General features: G+C 69.2%; 15 protein-coding genes. 13 read left to right on the top strand and 2 right to left on the bottom strand.

Going from position 1 to position 19,002, the window contains the following annotated elements:
• Window positions 1-528: OST-HTH/LOTUS domain-containing protein (locus tag EGM46_RS14980; protein WP_241156258.1), on the top strand; the 528-nt coding region annotated here is incomplete at its 5' end.
• A gap of 26 nt (window positions 529-554) precedes the next feature.
• On the top strand, window positions 555-1,970 hold the full coding sequence (locus tag EGM46_RS08995) for a M16 family metallopeptidase (RefSeq protein WP_125099819.1): 1,416 nt from the start codon (window positions 555-557) through the stop codon (window positions 1,968-1,970).
• Window positions 1,971-1,983: 13 nt separating this feature from the next.
• On the opposite strand, the gene EGM46_RS08990 is transcribed toward EGM46_RS08995, so the two are convergent.
• The gene (locus EGM46_RS08990; RefSeq protein ID WP_125099818.1) at window positions 1,984-3,489 is read right to left on the bottom strand and encodes a biotin carboxylase; all 1,506 of its coding nucleotides are present in this window, start codon (window positions 3,487-3,489) and stop codon (window positions 1,984-1,986) included.
• Window positions 3,490-3,608: 119 nt separating this feature from the next.
• Between EGM46_RS08990 and dapB the strand changes: the two genes are divergently transcribed.
• The 10 genes from dapB to murJ all read left to right on the top strand — a co-directional run bounded on the left by dapB (window position 3,609) and on the right by murJ (window position 14,463).
• Window positions 3,609-4,391, top strand: a complete 783-nt coding sequence (gene dapB / locus EGM46_RS08985; RefSeq protein ID WP_125099817.1) for a 4-hydroxy-tetrahydrodipicolinate reductase — start codon at window positions 3,609-3,611, stop codon at window positions 4,389-4,391.
• Window positions 4,388-4,864: a hypothetical protein gene (locus EGM46_RS08980; protein WP_241156257.1), complete on the top strand. Its 477-nt coding sequence runs from the start codon at window positions 4,388-4,390 to the stop codon at window positions 4,862-4,864. The genes dapB and EGM46_RS08980 overlap by 4 nt, the downstream gene beginning before the upstream one ends.
• A gap of 137 nt (window positions 4,865-5,001) precedes the next feature.
• Entirely contained in the window at window positions 5,002-6,600 is a 1,599-nt protein-coding gene (locus EGM46_RS08975) for an APC family permease (protein WP_125099816.1), read from the top strand.
• 186 nt (window positions 6,601-6,786) lie between these two features.
• Window positions 6,787-7,725 carry a GGDEF domain-containing protein gene (locus EGM46_RS15110; RefSeq protein ID WP_125099815.1) on the top strand — a complete coding sequence of 313 codons (939 nt, stop codon included), beginning with the start codon at window positions 6,787-6,789 and terminating at the stop codon, window positions 7,723-7,725.
• A 66-nt stretch (window positions 7,726-7,791) separates the two neighbouring features.
• Entirely contained in the window at window positions 7,792-8,601 is an 810-nt protein-coding gene (locus EGM46_RS08965) for a thymidylate synthase (protein WP_125099814.1), read from the top strand.
• 2 nt (window positions 8,602-8,603) lie between these two features.
• Window positions 8,604-9,122 carry a dihydrofolate reductase gene (locus EGM46_RS08960; RefSeq protein WP_277425218.1) on the top strand — a complete coding sequence of 173 codons (519 nt, stop codon included), beginning with the start codon at window positions 8,604-8,606 and terminating at the stop codon, window positions 9,120-9,122.
• A gap of 53 nt (window positions 9,123-9,175) precedes the next feature.
• Window positions 9,176-10,153: a 4-hydroxy-tetrahydrodipicolinate synthase gene (gene dapA, locus EGM46_RS08955; protein ID WP_125099813.1), complete on the top strand. Its 978-nt coding sequence runs from the start codon at window positions 9,176-9,178 to the stop codon at window positions 10,151-10,153.
• A gap of 15 nt (window positions 10,154-10,168) precedes the next feature.
• Window positions 10,169-11,845 carry a ribonuclease J gene (locus EGM46_RS08950; RefSeq protein WP_125099812.1) on the top strand — a complete coding sequence of 559 codons (1,677 nt, stop codon included), beginning with the start codon at window positions 10,169-10,171 and terminating at the stop codon, window positions 11,843-11,845.
• Window positions 11,846-11,850: 5 nt separating this feature from the next.
• Window positions 11,851-12,858, top strand: coding sequence for a lipid II:glycine glycyltransferase FemX (locus EGM46_RS08945; RefSeq protein ID WP_125099811.1), 1,008 nt, complete (start codon window positions 11,851-11,853; stop codon window positions 12,856-12,858).
• Between the two features lie 3 nt (window positions 12,859-12,861).
• Window positions 12,862-14,463, top strand: coding sequence for a murein biosynthesis integral membrane protein MurJ (gene murJ, locus EGM46_RS08940; protein ID WP_125099810.1), 1,602 nt, complete (start codon window positions 12,862-12,864; stop codon window positions 14,461-14,463).
• Between the two features lie 319 nt (window positions 14,464-14,782).
• On the opposite strand, the gene EGM46_RS08935 is transcribed toward murJ, so the two are convergent.
• Window positions 14,783-15,886: a lipid II:glycine glycyltransferase FemX gene (locus tag EGM46_RS08935; RefSeq protein ID WP_164512849.1), complete on the bottom strand. Its 1,104-nt coding sequence runs from the start codon at window positions 15,884-15,886 to the stop codon at window positions 14,783-14,785.
• Between the two features lie 109 nt (window positions 15,887-15,995).
• On the opposite strand from EGM46_RS08935, the gene EGM46_RS08930 reads away from it, so the two are divergent.
• Window positions 15,996-19,001: an FtsK/SpoIIIE family DNA translocase gene (locus EGM46_RS08930; protein WP_125099808.1), complete on the top strand. Its 3,006-nt coding sequence runs from the start codon at window positions 15,996-15,998 to the stop codon at window positions 18,999-19,001.
• Window position 19,002 lies beyond the last annotated feature (1 nt).

Genomic DNA, 19,002 nt, shown 5'->3' with positions numbered 1-19,002 from the left:
GACACCGAGAGCGCGGGATCCACTCGCGCGGGATCCTCGTCGCGCGGCAGGGGCCGCCGGGGCGGCGCTCGCTCGACCGACCGCGACGGCGCGGCAGAGGCGCAGCCGGGCGCTGCGGCAGCGGGCGCCGAGGGGGCGAGCGCCGACGCCGCTGATGTCGCTTCCGGCGCCGACGGCGACGCGGCACTCACCGGCCTCGTCACCGCGCTCGACGCGCTGGAGGTCGAGCACGACGCCGCACTGGACGGCGGCCACGACGACGATCACGACGAGGACGGCGACGATCCCGATCTGGACGCGACGGGCCTCCTCATCCGGGCGCTCTGGCTCAGCCAGGACAAGGACGACTCCGGTTGGCTCTACAGCTCGGCGGTGAAGCAGCAGATGCGCCGCATGGATCCCTCGTTCTCGGAGCGTGCGCTCGGCTTCCGCTCCTTCTCGGACTTCCTGAAGTCACGCTCCGAGATCGCGGAACTCGAGGAGAGCGGACACGAGCGCCTGGTCAGGCTGCGGGACCAGAGCCAGTAGCGCCTGCCGCGCACTAGGCTGGGGTGATGCGCGATCCGATCCTCCTTCCCCTCGACCAGGCCGAGCTCACCGTTGACCTGAGCGGCAGCCTCATGCGCAGAACGGTGCACCCGAGCGGCCTCCGCGTGCTCACCGAGCTGATGCCGAGCGCGCGCAGCGCGTCGATCGGGTTCTGGGTGGGGGTCGGCTCGCGCGATGAGCAGTCGGAGCGCGGCGATGCACCCGGCAGCTTGGGATCCACGCACTTCCTGGAGCACCTGCTGTTCAAGGGCACGCCGACGCGCGACGCGTACGAGATCGCCACGAGCTTTGATCGCATTGGCGCTGAGCACAACGCGCTCACCGCGAAGGAGTACACCTGCTACTACGCGAAGGTGCGCGACGCCGATCTGGACGACGCGGTCGCCGTGCTCGCCGACATGGTGCTGAACTCCGTGCTCGATCCCGACGAGTTTGAGACCGAGCGCGGCGTGATCCTCGAGGAACTCGCGATGGCGGCCGACGACCTCGCCGACGTGGCGAGCGAGCAGCTGTTCGAGGAGGTGCTGCGGGATCACCCGCTGGGGCGCCCGATCGGCGGCCTGCCCGAGACGATTCGTGGCGCGCGCCGCGACGACGTCGAGCGGCACTACCGCGACCGCTACGACCCGTCGACGCTCGTGGTCACCGCGGCCGGCGCGGTGGATCACGATCGGCTCGTCGCGCAGGTGCTCGCCGCGCTGAACGCGTCACCCGAGGAGCGGTGGCACACCGACCGGGACGCGCGGCCTGCGCGACGCGTGCAGGGGAGCGGCGCGGTCCGCACCGCGGCCGACGTGTCCGCCGCGGCGGCCGCAGCGCTCGCACCGGCGACGGCTGGCACGCCGCGAGTGTGCGTCACCGCGCGACCGAGCGAGCAGATCAACCTCATGATCGGCGCAGACGGCCTGCGCGCGGGCGATCCGCGTCGCTTCGCGTTCGGCATCATGAACTCGGTGCTCGGCGGTGGCATGTCGAGCCGACTGTTCCAGGAGATCCGCGAGAAGCGCGGCCTCGCGTACACGGCCTACTCGTTCGGGGCGAGCTACTCGGACGCCGGCCTCTTCGGCATCTACGCTGGGACCGCCCCGGAGAAGGCCGCCGACGTGCTGGAGCTCAGCCAGCTCGAACTGCAGCGGGTCGCCGAGAGCGGGATCACGGACGAGGAGCGCGAGCGCGCGCTCGGCCAGATCGCCGGCTCGTCGGCGCTCGCACTCGAGGACTCGGACACGCGCATGGGGCGGCTCGCCCGCGCCGAGCTCGGGGCCGGCGAGCTGTACGACCTCGACACGTCGCTCGAGCGGTTCACGGCGGTGACCGCCGAGGAGATCACGGGCATCGCTGCGGAGATCGCGGCCCGGCCGCTCACCGTGGTGGCGGTGGGCGACGTCTCGCGCTCCTCGCTGCACCCGACGGACGCGTAGCCTGCCCCGCCGGCTACGCGCTGCGCTTGCCGAGCTCCCGGAGCTTGCGCACGCCGGCGCGCCAGTACACCTGGGGGAGCGGCACCGGCTTGCCCCGGTAGAGGCCCTGGATCGCGGGGATGAGCCGCTTCGTGCGCGGCGTGAGCGCGTAGTGCTCCTCCTGCGAGCGGCTGCGCGTCACGAGCATGCCGATGTCGAGCCCGCGGCCGCGCACCTCGCCCTCGCCGACGGCCCGCATCCAGAACACCTCGTCGGGATCGGTGAGCGCCTGCCAGTCGAGATCGGCCGCGACGAACTCGAGGCGCGCGCCGTCGTCGAGCACTCGATAGCGCCCGGTGCGCGGGGCCTCAAGCACGCGGTCGACGCCCGGCCCGGGGTACTGGATCACGAGCGTGCTCCACGTCTCGCCGTCGAGCGCCGCCGCGCGCTGCGCCTGGATCGCCGCGAGATCCAGCTCAAAGTCCACGTCGGAGAACTGCAGCACGTGGTACGCGAAGAGCGGCAGCGTGGTGTCGCCAGGCGTGAGGTTCGAGTGCGAGGACGAGCCGCTGATGCGCGGGTTCAGTTCCCCGAGGTAGACCTCGTCGGTGTCGGTGTCGAGCAGCACGCTCACCTCAAGGATGCCGCGGTACCCCTCGGCGCCGAGGCGCGCGCAGAACCGCTCGACGAGTGCGAGGGTGCGCGCGCGTGCGTCGTCGCTCAGGAGCGCCGGGTAGAGCTCGCTGCCGGCCCAGCCGCCCTGGTACGCGGTGAGTTCCGGGTGCCCGGTGATTTCGCGCAGCACGGGGCCGGTCACGGTCGCGTCGTCGGTGATGACCGCCTCGACGGCGAGCGGGAGGTGGTTGATCCTGCGCATCACCTTGATCTGCGGCCCGGTGATCTCGCTGGCGACCCGGTCGAAGTCCTCGCGCGACGCGACAAAGTACGTCGTGCGGCCCGAGTCGCCGTAGGGGAGCTGGATCACGAGGCTGTCGCCGAGCCCAGCCGCCTCGGCCTGCGCGCGGAGATCGTCCCAGCCGGTGATGGTGGTGAGCACGTTCGGCACGCTCGGCGCCCCGGCCTCGTTGCCGAGCTTCGTCGTCATGATCTTGGAGTCGAGCGACTTCCGCAGCGCCACCGCCGGCATGGCGAGCTCGTAGCCGAGCGACGCGCAGAGCGCCTCGGTCTGCTCGTCGAACATCGCGATCACGATCTTGGGGCGCAGCCCGGCCGGCGTGTTCGCAGCGATGTACTGCTGCACCTGCTCGTTGGCGAGCAGCCAGTTGACGATGTTGATGTTGCCGCGCGGCTCGATCGCCGGCACGTTCGTCGGCGCGAACGCGCGCGCGTGCCCGCCGTCCCAGCTGTCGCGCAGCGTGATGTAGTGGAAGCCGCCCACCCAGCGATCCACCCCCAGCAGGTTGGTGGCCGAGCGGCTCACATAGAAGAACGGCTGCGGGGAGTCACGCAGGTGCTCCGTGATTTGCTCGAGGGAGGTCAGTCGCGCGCGCTGGGGGGCTGAGCCCGGTGAGGTCGTCATGAGTCGAGGGTACCCCAGCTCGGGATCGTGCCAGGGGCGCTCGGAGCCGCCCGCGCGGCGGTGCGGCGAGGCGGCGGCGTGCGGCGAGCACCCGGTGCCGCGCCCGGTATTCTGGAGCCATGTCAGTGCGTGTTGCGGTCTCCGGTGCGTCCGGTCGTCTCGGTTCTCTCGTGTGCGAGGTGGTGGAGCAGGCGGCAGCGTTCGAGCTGTCGGCCCGGCTCGGCAGCGCGTCACCCGCGGACGCCGGGGCGGACGCCGAGGTGCTCGTCGACGTGAGCCACCCTGACGCATCGCCGGCCATCGTCGAGCGCGCGCTCGCCCGCGGGCAGCGCGTGATCGTCGGCACGAGCGGCTGGTCCGCGGAGCGGCTGGCCTCGCTCGAGGAGCTGGTGGCCGCGCACGACGGTGCGGCGCTCGTCGTGCCGAACTTCTCGCTTGGCTCGGTGCTCGGCACGGCGCTCGCGCGGATCGCAGCCCCCCACTTCGACGCGGTCGAGATCGTTGAGGCGCACCACCCGCAGAAGGTGGACTCGCCATCGGGGACCGCGGTGCGCACGGCCGAGCTGATCGCCGAGGCCCGCGCGGGCCGCCCCGTCGATGCCCCGTTCTCGGAGCAGCCGGCACGCGGCGAGCTCGTCGCAGGGATCCCGGTGCACAGCCTGCGCCTCGCCGGCGTCGTCGCGAAGCAGGAGGTGCGCTTCGGCGGGCCGGGCGAGGTGCTCACGGTGACGCACGACACGCACTCGAACGACGCGTACCGCGCGGGCATCGGGGCGGCGCTGCGCTTCATCACGCGAGCGAGCGGGCTCACGGTCGGCCTGGATCGCGTGCTCGGGATCGGGGCCGCGCCCGCCGCACCGGGGGACGCGTCGGCCGCTGGCACCGCCGGGGGCGCCGCGTGAACGCCCGCACCCGCGCCATCATCGGCGTCGCGATTATGAGCGTGCTGCTCGTCCTCTACTTCGTGTTCGCCGGCGTGCGCGCGATCGGACTGCTGGCCTCCGGCACCCTGATCCCGATCCTCATGGGCGTCGCGATGCTGGTGCTGCCGCTCCTGGGCGTGTGGGCGCTCGCGCGCGAGCTGCTGTTCGGCCGCCAGGCGACCCGCCTCGCCGATCGGCTCGAGGCTGCTGGCCTCATGCCGGAGGAGCCGGTGGCCACCCGCCCATCCGGGCGGCCCGAGCGCGCGGACGCCGATGCGGCGTTTCCGCGCTACCGCGCCGAGGTGGAGGCGAATCCTGAGTCGTGGGAGAGCTGGATGCGGCTCGGCATCGTGTACGACGCATGCGGTGACCGAAAGCGTGCACGAGGGGCCATTCGCGAAGCGATTTCCCTCGAAAAGAACGAAATCAGTGGTATTTCTTCGAACGATTAGGGAAATCGGTATCCCCTGCATAGACTCGATGCCCGGAAGACAGGGATCGGGGCCCGGATGACCCCGTGCGGATTCCATCGCCGGAATCACCTGTAGCTGTCGATGCGCACCATCACGCGCCAGAAAGCACGGTTGTCATGGCCAAATATGACCTCAACGCTCCCGAGCCACGAACTCGAACGCTTGACTCGGTCACCGGTATCAGCAAGAAGGGGCTGCCCTCGGGCACCGTCGGAGTCATGGGGGCCCTCGTCATCGGGCTCTCGGTGTGTGCGCCGGCGTACACGCTGACCGCGGCGGTCGGCCCGGCTGCGAGCGAGGTCGGGTACCAGACGCCCGCGATCTTCCTCATGGGCTTCATCCCGATGCTGCTCGTCGCGCTCGGCTACCGCGCACTCAACAGCGCGATGCCCGACTCCGGTACCTCGTTCACCTGGGCGGCGCGCGCGTTCGGCCCGTGGGTGGGCTGGATGGCCGGCTGGGGCCTCATCGCCGCGACGGTGCTGGTGCTCTCGAACCTCGCGGGTATCGCCGTCGAGTTCCTGTTCCAGTCGATCAGCATCATCGCTGACAACCCGGATATCGCCGAGATCTCGGACAACAAGTTCATCAACATCCTCGTCTGCCTCGGCTTCATGGCGATCGCGACGTTCATCTCCTACCGCGGCATGACGTCGACGAAGATCTTCCAGTACATCACCGTCATCTTCCAGATGGCGATCATGGTGTGGTTCATCATCGCGATGTTCGTTGGCGCTGGCGATCCCGCGAACGAGGCCGGCCGCATGCCCGAGCTCTCCTGGTTCAACCCGCTCGAGGTCGACAGCTTCAGCGCGTTCGCCGCCGGTATTGCCGTCTCGATCTTCGTGTACTGGGGCTGGGACACGGTGCTCACGATGGGCGAGGAGACGAAACCGTCGAAGGGTCGCCTCTCCACCGAGAGCAAGGCCGCGATGATCCTCGTCTTCATCCTCGTGGTGCTCTACGTCGGCACGGCTGCGGCGACCGTCGCGTACGCCGGGCTCGGCGAGACCGGCACCGGCCTGAACAACCCGGCGATCGCCGAGAACGTGTTCGCCGCCCTCGCGCACCCCGTGATGGGCCCGGCCGCGATCCTGCTCTCGCTCGCGATCCTCGTGAGCGCGATGGCCTCGATCAACTCGACCGCGATCTCCCCGGCGCGCACGCTCCTCGCGATGTCGCACTACGGCGCGCTGCCGCCCGCCATCAAGAAGATTCACCCGAAGTACAAGTCGCCGTACGTTGCGCTGCTGCTGTCCTCGGTCGTCGCCTCGGTGTTCTACGCGATCATGCGGTTCATCAGCGAGGACGTCCTCTGGGACACGATCACCGCGCTCGGCATGATGGTCTGCTTCTACTACGGCATCACCGCGCTCGCGAGCCCGTGGTACTTCCGCAAGACCGCTGGCAAGGAGGGCATCGGATCGATCCTCTCGAAGCTGGTGCTCCCCGGCCTCGGCGGCATCATCCTGCTCATCGTGTTCGTGCAGACCACGGTCGACAGCATGGATCCCGCGTTCGGCTCGGGCTCGAACATCGGCGGCATCGGGCTCGTCGGCATCATCGGCGTCGTGGTGCTCGGCCTCGGCGTCGTGCTCATGCTGTTCCAGGCGAAGTCGTCGCCGGCGTTCTTCCGCGGCCGCGTCCTCGCGAAGGCCGACGCGTCGTCCGACACCTCGGCGATGCAGCTCTTCGACGATGGGCTCGGTTCCTAGCCACACGCTCGTTCCGAACGAGACGCTCCAGGGGCGTCACCGCTGCCGCGCCACACGCGCGCGAGTGCAGCGGTGGCGCCCCTGAGCGGTTCTGACGCGGTCCCGGTGCCGGGCATTCCACCCGATAGCGCGTGGTGGAATAGGATCGTCGCACACGGTTCGAGCACGGGGAAGCAGGACGAATCAGTGCGCGCACATCAGACTGACCTGTCGATCGCGACGGCGGCGTTCTATCTCGCCGGCGCGATCTTTGCCGCGCTCAACGCGTCGGTGTTTCGCTACTCCGAGGCGCCGCGCCCCGACCTCGTGGTGATCTCGCTCGCCTGCCTCGTCGCTGGCGGCGGGGTGCTGCTGCTCGGGCGGCGGTTCTCGCTGCGGCTCGCCGGTGTGCTGATGGCTGGCGCGCTGTTCGTGGTCGTGCCGTCCGCCCTCACGACGCCCGACGCCCTGCGCGCGTTCAACATGGGGCTGCTGTTTTTCCCCTACGTCCTGTACCTGGTGTGGTTCTTCCGGCTGTGGTTCGCGCGCCTGCTGAGCTACACCTGGATGGTCACCTACATCGTGCTGATGCTCTGGCGATTCGGCGACGAGGTGGCGACCGTGCTCATGACCCTCGCGGTCACTGGTCTGCTCGCGGGCGAGCTGATCGGGCACTTCAAGGCGCGGCTCGAGCGCACCTCGATCACCGATCCGCTCTGCGATGTGTGGAACAAGCGCGGCTTCGAGCGGCTGCTCGGGCCGGCGGTCACCGCGGCGCAGCGCAACCGGCAGTCGCTGTCGCTGCTCTATCTCGACCTCGACGACTTCAAGCGCGTGAACGACGAACTCGGGCACGCGGCGGGGGATCGGGTGCTCCAGGAGTTCGCGCGCGCGGTGCGGGATCACTCCCGGCCGCAGGACGTGTTCGCCCGATTCGGCGGCGACGAGTTCGTGCTGCTGACGATCGACGCGAACGCGGATCGGGCGCGCGTTGCCGGCCAGCGCCTGCGCGAGCAGATCCCGCACCCGAGCTGGTCGTTCGGGGTGTCGGAGTGGCAGCGGGGGGAGAGCCCGGAAGCGTTCATTTCGCGCGCGGACCTGCTGATGCTGACCGAGAAGCAGGAGCGCAAGCGGGCGCGCCCGTAGCTGAGCTGGGGCCGGATCGGCGTCCCGGCTGAGCTGAATGTCGGTGGTCGCGGGTACACTCAAGGGGTGACTACGAACTCGATTCCCACCCCGTACGAGGACCTGCTGCGCGAGGTCTACGAGCACGGCGACGCGAAGTCCGACCGCACGGGAACGGGCACGCGGAGCCTCTTCGGGCGACAGATCCGATTCGATCTCGCCGAGTCCTTCCCGCTCCTCACCACGAAGCGCGTGCACTTCAAGTCCGTTGCGGTCGAGCTGCTGTGGTTCCTCCGCGGCGAGGGGAACACGAAGTTCCTCACCGACAACGGGGTGACCATCTGGGACGAGTGGGCCGACCAGAACGGCGACCTCGGCCCCGTGTACGGGGTGCAGTGGCGCTCGTGGCCGACGCCGGACGGCGAGCATATCGATCAGATTGAACGCGTGATCGAGCAGATCCGAGAGACCCCGGACTCGCGCCGCATCATCGTGTCGGCCTGGAACGTCGCGGACCTCGACGAAATGGCGCTCATGCCGTGCCACGCGTTCTTCCAGTTCTACGTCGCGGACGGGAAGCTCTCCTGCCAGCTCTACCAGCGCTCCGCCGACATGTTCCTCGGGGTGCCGTTCAACATCGCCTCGTACGCGCTCCTCACGCTGATGGTGGCGCAGCAGACCGGGCTCGAGCCCGGCGAGTTCATCTGGACCGGCGGCGACTGCCACATCTACGACAACCACGTTGAGCAGGTCGAGCTGCAGCTCAGCCGCGAGGCGCTGCCGTACCCGAAGATCGCGATCCGCAAGGCGGACTCGATCTCTGACTACACGCTCGACGACTTCGAGGTGCTGGGGTACGAGCACCACCCGGGCATCAAGGCCCCGGTGGCGGTCTGAGCATGGCGGGGGAGACGCCGCGGCTCGGCATGATCTGGGCCGAAGCGCGCGGCGGCGCGATCGGCCGCGCGGGCGACATGCCCTGGCACCTGCCGGAGGACCTCGCGCACTTCAAGCGCAGCACGCTCGGCGCGCCCGTTATCATGGGGCGCCGCACGTGGGAGTCGCTGCCGGAGCGCGTCCGGCCACTGCCCGGCCGGGTCAACATCGTGGTCACGCGGGATCCCGGTTATGCCGCGCCTGGCGCGACCGTGGTGGGATCCCTCCCGGCGGCGATCGCGGCGGCCGGCAGCGAGGCGGCGGAGATCGCGTGGATCATGGGCGGCGGTGAGCTCTACCGCAGCGCGCTGCCGGCAGCGACCGAGCTCGTCATCACGCGGATCGCGCTCGACGTGCCGGACGCCGACACGTTCGCGCCGCAACTCGGCGACGAGTGGCGGTTGGCCGACGCCGGCGAGGATCTTGTCTCCGCGACGGGCCTCGGGTACCGGTGCGAGCGCTGGGTGCGCGCCGGGAAGTGACGAAAGCCGCGGGGCGGTGAGCGGCGGGCCGCGACGTCCGGTACCCTAGGGAGGTGGCACATCAGGAGAATCCCTTCGGACAGGTACTCGTCGCGCTCGTCACGCCCTTCCAGGCGGACGGCGAGGTCGATTGGCCTGCCGTGGAGAAGCACATCGACGATTGCATCGTCAGCGGGGCCGACGGCATTGTCGTCACCGGCACCACCGGCGAGACGAGCACGCTGACGGACCCTGAGAAGCTGAAGCTCGTCGAGGTCGCGAAGGCCGTCTCGAGCGGCCGCGCAAAGATCATCACCGGCGGCGGCTCCAACGAGACCGCGCACGCGATCGAGCTCTACCGTGCCAGCGAGAAGGCCGGCGCGGACGGTGTGATGATCGTCACTCCGTACTACAACAAGCCAACACAGGCTGGCCTCCTCACGCACTTCCGCATGGTCGCGGACGCGACCGATCTCCCCGTGATCCTCTACGACATCCCCGGCCGCACCGGGGTGCCGATCACGTATGAGACGATCCTCCGTCTCGCGAAGCACCCGAACATCCTCGCGGTGAAGGACGCCAAGGGCGACTTCAGCGAGGTCAGCCGCGTGCTCAACCAGACCGACCTCATGTACTTCTCCGGTGACGACGCGAACGTGCTGCCGCACCTCGCGATCGGCGCGACCGGTCTGATCGGTGTGACGGCGAACATCGCCGCCGCGCCGTACCGGGCCATCATCGACGCCGTGAACGCTGGCGACCTGCACACCGCGCGCGACGCGCACCAGAGCCTCGAACCCCTCGTGCGCGCCGTGATGACGCACGTGCCGGGGACCGTTGCGGCGAAGTACATCCTCCACGGGCTCGGCCGGATCGGCAGCCCGCGCGTCCGACTCCCACTCGTGGGGCCGGAGGAGTGGGAGGCCGCACTCATCGAAGACGAGCTCGCGCTCGTCAGCGACGTCCCAGGCGTCGATCTGTCAAACTTCAGGCCGGACCGCAACGCGGCTGCCGGCGGTGCCCTGCCCAAGATCGCAGGCACCACCCGCTAACACACAGGAGGCTTTGTGCCCAACCCCCCTTACGCGCCCCCCGCTGTCGAGCAGGGAACCCTGCGCATTACGCCGCTTGGCGGCCTCGGCGAAGTCGGCCGAAACATGACGGTCTACGAGATCAACGGCAAGTTGCTCGTCGTAGACTGCGGCGTGCTCTTCCCCGAGGTGCAGCACCCGGGTGTCGACCTCATCCTGCCCGACATCTCGAAGATCGAGGACCGCCTCGGCGACATCGTCGCGGTGGTGCTCACGCACGGCCACGAGGACCACATCGGTGGCGTGCCCTACCTGCTCAAGAAGCGCGAGGACATCCCGCTCGTCGGTTCCAAGCTCACCCTCGCGTTCGTCGAGGCGAAGCTGAAGGAGCATCGCATCCGCCCGGTCACGAAGGTGGTCGCGGAAGACGAGCGCGTGCAGTTCGGTCCCTTCGACCTCGAGTTCATCGCCGTGAACCACTCGATCCCCGACGCGCTCGCGGTCGCGATCCGCACCGAGGCCGGTCTCGTGATCGGCACGGGCGACTTCAAGATGGATCAGCTGCCGCTCGACGGCCGCATCACCGATCTGCGCGCGTTCGCGCGGCTCGGCGAGGAGGGCGTTGACCTCTTCATGACCGATTCGACGAACGCCGACGTGCCCGGCTTCACCTCGCCGGAGAAGAACATCGGGCCGGTCATCGAGCAGGTCATCGCGAAGACCACCGGAAAGGTCGTCGTCGCGAGCTTCTCGAGCCACGTGCACCGCGTGCAGCAGGTGCTCGACGCCGCGCAGGCGAACGGCCGCCGCGTCGTGCTGCTCGGCCGCTCCATGGTGCGCAACATGAAGATCGCCGCCGACCTCGGGTACCTCGACGTTCCCGAGGGCGTGCTCGTCGATCTGAAGAAGAGCGGCGACATCCCGGATCACCGCATCGTGTACATGTCGACCGGTTCGCAGGGCGAGCCGATGGCCGTGCTCAGCCGCATGGTCAACCGCGAGCACCAGGTCGAGGTGGGGGAGGGCGACACCGTCATCCTCGCGTCGAGCCTGATCCCAGGCAACGAGACCTCCGTCTACCGCGTCATCGACGGGCTCATCAAGCTCGGCGCCAACGTGGTGCACAAGGGCAACGCCAAGGTGCACGTCTCCGGCCACGCGTCGGCGGGTGAGCTGCTCTACTGCTACAACATCGTGCGCCCGAAGAACGTGATGCCGATCCACGGCGAGCACCGCATGCTCGTCGCGAACGCCGCGCTCGCGATCGAGACCGGCGTGCCGCAGAACCGCACCGTCATCGCCGAGAACGGTACGGTCGTCGACCTCGTCGACGGCGTCGCGCGCCCGGTCGGCCAGCTCGACATCGAGTTCATCTACGTCGACGGCAAGAGCGTCGGCCGCGTCACCGAGGACGATCTGCGCGATCGCCGCACGCTCGCGGAGGAGGGCTTCATCTCGGTCATCACCGTCGTGGAGACCACGCTCGGGCAGATCGTGTCTGGCCCCGACATCCACGCGAAGGGCGTCGCCGAGGAGAAGCACGTCTTCGAGAAGATCAAGCCTCAGGTCGCGAAGGCGCTCGAGGATGCCATGAAGGATGGGATCACCGATCACCACCAGCTGCAGCAGATCACGCGCCGCACCGTCGGTCGCTGGGTCGGCACCAAGCTGCGCCGCAAGGCGATGATCGTGCCCGTCGTCGTGGTGGTGTAGGGAGTATGGCCAACTTTTTCCAGACTGAACGTTGGTGGCAGTTCCAGGCTGAGCTTGGCGAACGGGTGATCTCCGGATCCGGCCCAGACTGGCACTACTTCGGGCGCATCGTGCGCGACTCGATCGGGCCGTACCTGTACCTCCCGTACGGTCCGGTCGTGCGCGACGAGCGCGGCCTCGACGCCGCGATCGCGCACGCGACGGCGCAGGCGAAAGAGCTCGGCTGCTACCGCCTGATCATCGAGCCCTCGCTGCCGATCACCCCGGAGCAGGCGGGGGCGCGCGGCAAGCGCATGCTCACCGGTTTCCAGCCCAGCCGCACGCACGTGGTCGACCTCACCCAGAGCGAGGAAGACATCATCCGCGGCATGAACACGACCCGTCGCAAGCAGTACCGCGGCGCCGCGAAGCGCGGCTACAGCTTCGCCGAGCTGGCCGACGACGCCGACTACGAGCTGGGGATCGAACTGCTCCGCCAGACGGGGGAGACCCGCTCGTTCGAGGTGCGCGACAACGCGTACTTCCGGCACTTCCGCGGCCTGGTCAGCGAGGGCATCGCCCGCGTGTTCACGGCGAAGCTCGACGGCGAAACGAAGGTCGTCGGCTACGTGATCGACGACGAGGACACGCGCTACTACCTCTACGTCGGGCGCGACACCTCAAACGTGAGCATGACGATCTCCGGGCCGTTCATCGCGTATCTGATGCTCGACGCGAAGGAACGCGGGCTCTCCACGTTCGACTTCTACGGCATCTCGGCGCGCGACGACGTGCCAGACGAGTGGACCGGCTTCACGACGTTCAAGCGCACGTTCGGCGGCCACGCCGTGCAGTTCTCCGGCGCGTGGGAGATCCCCGTCCAGCCCGTGAAGTACGCGCTGCGCCGCACGCTCGACTGGGCGCACGAGCTGCGCGCGAAGGCCGCGGCACGGAAGGCGACGCCCGCCTCCTCCGGGCAGCCGGAGGCAGCCGCCGCGAGCGCGGCACCCGCCGAGTCGGCTGCGAAGGAGTAGCCGATGGGCCTGTTGCGCGCGAGCGCCGTCATGGCGACGGGGACGATCCTCTCGCGAGTGCTCGGCCTCGCGAAGGTCATCGTGCTCGCCGCCGCGATCGGCCAGACGAGCTCGGTTTCGGCCGACGCGTTCGCGAACGGCAACATGCTGCCGAACACGATCTACACGATCCTGCTCGGCGGCATGTTGAACGCCGTGCTCGTGCCGCAGATCGTGCGCGCCGCGCGCAACCCGGACGGCGGCGCCGGGTACATCAACAAGATCCTCACGTTCGTGATCGTCGCGCTCACGATCATCACGGCCCTCGCGATGCTCGGTGCGCCGCTGCTCGTGTGGCTGTTCCAGCTCTCGTGGCCGGCGGATCAGCTCGCGCTGTCCGCTGCGTTCGCGTACTGGTGCCTCCCGCAGATCCTGTTCTACGGGATCTACACGGTGATGGGCGAGGTGCTCAACGCGCGCAGCGTGTTCGGGCCGTACACGTGGGCGCCCGTGCTCAACAACATCATCAGCATCGCCGGCATCGTGCTCTTCATGATGTGGTTCGGGGCTGATCCGAGCGGGGCACGCGCACCGGGCGACTGGAACGGGCTCGCGATCGCGGTCCTCGCCGGCAGCGCGACGCTCGGCGTGGTCGCGCAGGCGCTCATCCTGTTCGCGTCGTGGCGCAAGGCTGGCCTGAGCTACCGCCCGGACTTCGTGTGGCGCGGCATGGGCCTCGGCGCAACCGCGAAGATCGCGAGCTGGAGCCTCGCCATGATCGCCGTGATCCAGATCGGCGGGTGGGTGACCTCAAACGTGGTGGGCACCGCGTCCGGGCAGGGGCCATCGTCCGCCTCGCTCGGCAACGCGTGGCTCGTGCTCATGATGCCGCACTCGGTGCTGGCGGTCTCCCTTGCAACCGCGTACTTCACGCGCTTCGCCGAGGCGGGGCGCGATGGGCGCATGACCGACTTCCGCGCCGACTTCTCGGCGTCGGTGCGGCAGGTGTCCCTCGTCATGGTGTTCGCGGCTGGCGCGATCTTCGCCGCGGCGACGTTCCTGAGCCCGCTCATCGAGCGCGGCAGCCCACTCCAGGTCGAGCAGTTCGCGCTGGTGCTGCGCACCTACGTGCTCTGCCTCGCACCGTTCAGTTTCCTGTTCATCGTGCAGCGCTCGTTCTACGCGCTCTCGGACACGCGCACCCCCTTCATCTTCACGTGCGTGCAGCAGGGGCTGTTCATCGTGCTCGCGATCGCCTGCCTGTGGGTGCCTGCCGATGTGCGCGGCGCTGCGGTCACGCTGGCGTACTCGATCGCCACGTTCGCGCAGGCACTCGTCGGTACGATCCTGCTCCGCCGGAAGATCGGCAGGATCGATGGGCAGCGCGTGCTCGGGAGCCTCGTGCGCTTCACGCTCGCGGTGATCCCTGCGGTGCTCGCCGGCATCGGCACGAGCCTGGCGCTGCAGAGCTGGGTGCCCGGGTACTCGGTGTGGCAGTCCTTCGGCTTCGCCATCGTGGTGGGCCTCGCCGTCGGGGTCGTGTACCTGATGGCGCTCCTCGCGATGCGCTCGCCGGAGGTCAGCGAGATCACGGGAACGCTGCGCCGCAAGCTCGGCCGCGGCTAGCCGGCCGGCCGGGGGCTGGTTGGCGCGCCGCCGCTCGCTGCCGCCCGCCCACCCGCCCCAATCTCTCATTTAGTGAGGGTTTGGTGCAGAATCGCTGGGGCGAACCGGATCAAACTCGATCGGAACCCATGCGAGGGGTGCGCGGGGCGCGGCGCGGCCTGCCCGAGGTCTGGGGTGGGCAAGCTCCCGCTGACGCCCCCGCCAACACCGCCCCCCCAGGCCCGCAACTTTGTGAGGGTTCGAGGCGCAATGGCGCCGCATACCGGTTCGGACCCCTACTCAATGCGAGAAAGGTCCCCGCGGACAGCGCAGCCAGACGCTAGTACAGGCCGATGTCCCGGTACTTCGAGCGGTGCAGCTTCGCCACCACGCGCTCGCCAATCCGCTGCCAGATCCCGTAGGCGAACGCCTTGATCGGCAGATCGAACGCCCCGATGTAGTCGGTGCGCTCGCGCGCGAACGACAGCTTGAACAGCCCGAGCCCGTACGACGGGTGATCGGCCGTGCTCGTCGCCCAGGCCGGGGCGATGCCGACAAGATCGATCTCCGTCGCGCCGGCCGCACGGGCGTCCAGCATCATCTGCCAGATCAGCAGGTTCGACATGCCGGGGGAGACGCGATCCCGCTCGGATCCGCCGTCCTTGTAGAACGCGCGCGTGCCGATCACGATCATGTAGCTCATCACCGCGGGCGTGCCGTCGACATTGATCGCGTAAAAGGTGCCCTGACCTGCGTCAGCGAAGCCGCGCCACAGCGACTCGGTGTACGCCTTCGGGCGGAGCGCGAGGTCCGCGGTCCCGCCGCCGACGAGCCGCATCAGGCGGTGCATCTGCTCGAACGTTTCCTCGGTGGCCGGCAGCTGCTCCACGACGGCGCCATCACGCTGCGCGCGGCGGATCATGTTGCGGCACTTCTTGTCGAAACTCGCAATAAGTTCGTCTTCGCTCCGCTCGAGCGACACAATCGCGGTGCTCGCGCTGCCCTGGATCGCGGGTCGCCGCACGGCGCCGAGCGCCGCGAGGGGAGCGGGCGCCGGCCCCTCGAGCTCACTCAGATCGCTCACCGCGATCGGCGGCTCGAACGTAATCGCGAAGACGCTTCGCGCCTCGCGCGTCGTGAGGTCGCGCAGCGCGGCCACGTGCTCAGCAAGCCCGACGAGGTCGGTCGCCGCGGGGCCGCGGGTGATGTACCAGAGGTGGCCGAGGATCGGCACCCTCCGCTCGAGCACGAGCGTGACGCTTTCGCGCTCGCCGGCGCGCTCGAACACGACGTATCGTGGCTGCCAGGCGACCGTGCGCTTCGTGTCAGCGAGCGTGGTGGAGACGAGGAAATCACCCCCGTCGGGGTTTTCTGCGAGGAGGGTATCCCAGGAACTGATTTCTTGAGGCGTCGCGTAACGGGCGCGAAGCGCGGGTGCACTCATGATGACCGATTCTAGCCGCACCCGCTGAACACCTCCGAGATTCCGCGCATTCCGGGCCGGTCGGAGCGTCATCTCGCGAATGTCGGCGGTCGAACGTACCCTTGAACGCATGGCCAGTAAAGCTTCGTCGCGCTCGAAATCAGGGAGCACTGCGTCGCGGGGATCCCGCACGCAGGCTTCGCGAGCAACCGCGAAGACGAAGGTGCTTGCGGCATCGGAACCGAGCGAGGGCGTGCTCGTGCGCGCCTGGAACGGGCTCGCGCACGCCGTTGGCGGCGCGGCACGCGCGTTCCGCGTTGAGCCACTCGCCGCGGAGGATCGGCGCGATGGGGTTCCGCTTCTGCTGGTGCTGCTCGCCGTTGTCGGTGCGGTGATCGAGTGGTTCCTGATCGGCAACCCCGTCGCCGTGCAGCTCGACGCGTGGTCGTTTGGTGGCCTCCTTGGCCGGGTGGCCTTTGGCCTCCCCATCATCATGGTCGGCTTCGCGCTGTGGTTGTTCAACCATCCGTCGAGCGTGACGGACAATCGGCGCATCGCGATCGGCCTGTTCCTCGCGATCACCGCGGTGGCCGGCCTCACGCACATCTACGGTGGCCAGCCGCACCCGCGCCAGGGCATGCCAGCACTGGCTGAGGCCGGCGGGCTGCTCGGCTGGATGGTGGGCACGCCGCTGCTTGCGCTGACGATCTGGGTCGCCACCCCGTTCTTCTCGCTCGTACTGCTCTTCTCGCTGCTCATCGTTACGAAGACTCCGCCGGGGCGCATCGTGCGGCGCCTGCGTGAGGCCTACGCGTTCCTCTTCGGCGTTGCCGAGGGCGGTGCCGACGCCGAGGGCGCAGAGCAGGCCGCGCCGAAGTCCAAGGTGAAGCGCGACCGCAGTACGCAGCAGCCGCTGTTCGACATCGAGGATCAGGAGCCCGAGCCCGGCGCGCTGCCCTGGTGGCGTCGCAACTCCTCGGGGCGCGAGGAGGATCCGGCGTACGCGGGCGATCAGGCCGGGCTTGACGCGGCGCTCGACGGCGGGGCCGCAGCGCCGGCCGAAGCCGATGCGCCAGCGCGCGCGGTCGCGTTCGACTCTGCGCTGACCCCCGATCCAGCGCCCGCGACTGATGTGTTCGCCGATGGCCTGTTCGACGAACTCGACCAGGCCGAGGCCGCCGTCGAGGAACTCGGCGGGGCGTCGGCGTCCGGTCTCGGCGACGACTCGTGGGACGACTTCGCGCCGGCGGAGAGCGCGGCCGACGCCGCGAGCGCTGCCGCGTCGCCCGCGACGACGCCGTTCGCCGTCGCCCCCGCGCACGATCCCGCGCAGCAGCTCGAGTACCGACTGCCGGATCAGGGTGCGCTCTCCGCCGGCGACGCCCCGAAGACGCACACCGAGGCGAACGACGCCATCATGGCCGCGATCGCCCGTGTCTTCGAGGAGTTCAAGGTGGACGCGCGGGTCTCCGGCTTCTCGCGCGGCCCGACGGTCACCCAGTACGAGGTCGAGCTCGGCCCAGGCGTCAAGGTGGAGAAGGTCACCGCGCTCTCGAAGAACCTCTCGTACGCGGTCGCGTCGAACGAGGTGCGGATCCTCTCACCGATCCCGGGCAAGAGCGCGATCGGCATCGAGATCCCCAACAAGGATCGCGAGAATGTCGCGCTCGGCGATGTGCTGCGCTCGAACCGCGCTCAGCGCAGCACCCACCCCATGACGATCGGCGTCGGCAAGGATGTGAAGGGCGGCTTCGTCGTCGCGAACCTCGCGAAGATGCCGCACCTGTTGGTCGCAGGCGCCACGGGCTCCGGCAAGTCCAGCTTCATCAACTCGATGATCACGAGCATCCTGATGCGCGCGACGCCCGCCGAGGTGCGCATGGTGCTCGTTGACCCGAAGCGCGTGGAGCTCACGGTCTACCAGGGCGTACCGCACCTGATCACCCCCATCATCACGAACGCCAAGAAGGCGGCGGAAGCCCTGCAGTGGGTCGTGAAAGAGATGGACATGCGCTACGACGATCTGGCGAGCTTCGGCTTCCGCCACATCGACGATTTCAACGAGGCGGTGCGCTCCGGCGGCATCGTGCTCCCCGCTGGCAGCCAGCGCGTGCTGAAGCCCTACCCGTACCTCCTGGTCGTGGTCGACGAGCTCGCGGACCTCATGCTCATCGCGCCGCGCGATGTCGAGGACTCGATCCAGCGCATCACCCAGCTCGCGCGCGCCGCGGGCATCCACCTCGTGCTCGCCACGCAGCGCCCGTCCGTCAACGTCGTCACCGGTGTGATCAAGTCGAACGTGCCGAGCCGCTACGCGTTCGCGGTGGCCTCGGGCACCGACTCGCGGGTCATCCTCGACGAGGTGGGCGCTGAGCGCCTCATCGGTCAGGGCGACGGCCTGCTGCTGCTCAACGGCGAGTCCACGCCGATGCGCGTGCAGGGCGCCTGGGTGAACGAGTCGGAGATCGCGCAGGTCGTTGCGCACGTCAAGGCGCAGGCGCAGCCCGAGTACCGCTCCGACGTGGCGCAGGCCGCGGAGAAGAAGGACATCGATGAGGACATCGGGGACGATCTCGAGGTGCTGCTCGCGGCCGTCGAGCTCGTGGTCACCTCGCAGTTCGGATCGACCTCGATGCTGCAGCGGAAGCTGCGTGTCGGCTTCGCGAAGGCCGGCCGTCTCATGGACCTGATGGAGTCCCGCGACATCGTCGGCCCATCCGAGGGCTCGAAGGCCCGCGACGTGCTGGTCACGCCGGAGCAGCTGCCCGAGGTGCTCGCCCGCCTGAAGGGGGGAACGCCGCCGGCAGCAGCGCCGTCAGCGGCTGCGGCCCCCGTCGCCGCGTCGCCAGCGCCCGCACAGCCGGCCGCGACCCAGCCGGCCGCGGCCTCAGCGGCCCCCGTGCAGTCCGCGCCGCAGCCCCCGACCGCGGAGCTCCCGTCGTCGCCGGCCGCACCGGCCGATCCCGAGACCGCGGTGCTCGAGCCGCTCGCCGAGGTGGAGACCGCAGCGCTCGATGTCCCCGGCGGAGACTACGACACCCGCTACGACGACCCGATTGGGAAGTACCAGGCCAGCCTCGAAGAGGTGGATGGTGACGACGATGAAGACGCGTGGCAGCTGACGGGACGGGACTGAC

Origin of the sequence: Leucobacter chromiireducens, assembly GCF_003917135.1 — a bacterium.
In the GTDB taxonomy this organism is placed as follows: domain Bacteria; phylum Actinomycetota; class Actinomycetes; order Actinomycetales; family Microbacteriaceae; genus Leucobacter; species Leucobacter chromiireducens_A.
The sequence above is the reverse complement of the archived record's forward strand: the minus strand, read 5'-3'. Positions and strand labels throughout refer to the sequence as shown.

Bases quoted from the DNA above. Each gene is read 5' to 3' on its own strand.
- EGM46_RS08960 (WP_277425218.1), top strand. From the start codon at position 8,604: ATGGCGGGGGAGACGCCGCGGCTCGGCATGATCTGGGCCGAAGCGCGC.
- dapB (WP_125099817.1), top strand. From the start codon at position 3,609: ATGTCAGTGCGTGTTGCGGTCTCCGGTGCGTCCGGTCGTCTCGGTTCT.
- EGM46_RS08975 (WP_125099816.1), top strand. From the start codon at position 5,002: ATGGCCAAATATGACCTCAACGCTCCCGAGCCACGAACTCGAACGCTT.
- murJ (WP_125099810.1), top strand. From the start codon at position 12,862: ATGGGCCTGTTGCGCGCGAGCGCCGTCATGGCGACGGGGACGATCCTC.
- EGM46_RS08990 (WP_125099818.1), bottom strand. From the start codon at position 3,489: ATGACGACCTCACCGGGCTCAGCCCCCCAGCGCGCGCGACTGACCTCC.
- EGM46_RS08930 (WP_125099808.1), top strand. From the start codon at position 15,996: ATGGCCAGTAAAGCTTCGTCGCGCTCGAAATCAGGGAGCACTGCGTCG.
- EGM46_RS08945 (WP_125099811.1), top strand. From the start codon at position 11,851: ATGGCCAACTTTTTCCAGACTGAACGTTGGTGGCAGTTCCAGGCTGAG.
- EGM46_RS08995 (WP_125099819.1), top strand. From the start codon at position 555: ATGCGCGATCCGATCCTCCTTCCCCTCGACCAGGCCGAGCTCACCGTT.
- EGM46_RS08935 (WP_164512849.1), bottom strand. From the start codon at position 15,886: ATGAGTGCACCCGCGCTTCGCGCCCGTTACGCGACGCCTCAAGAAATC.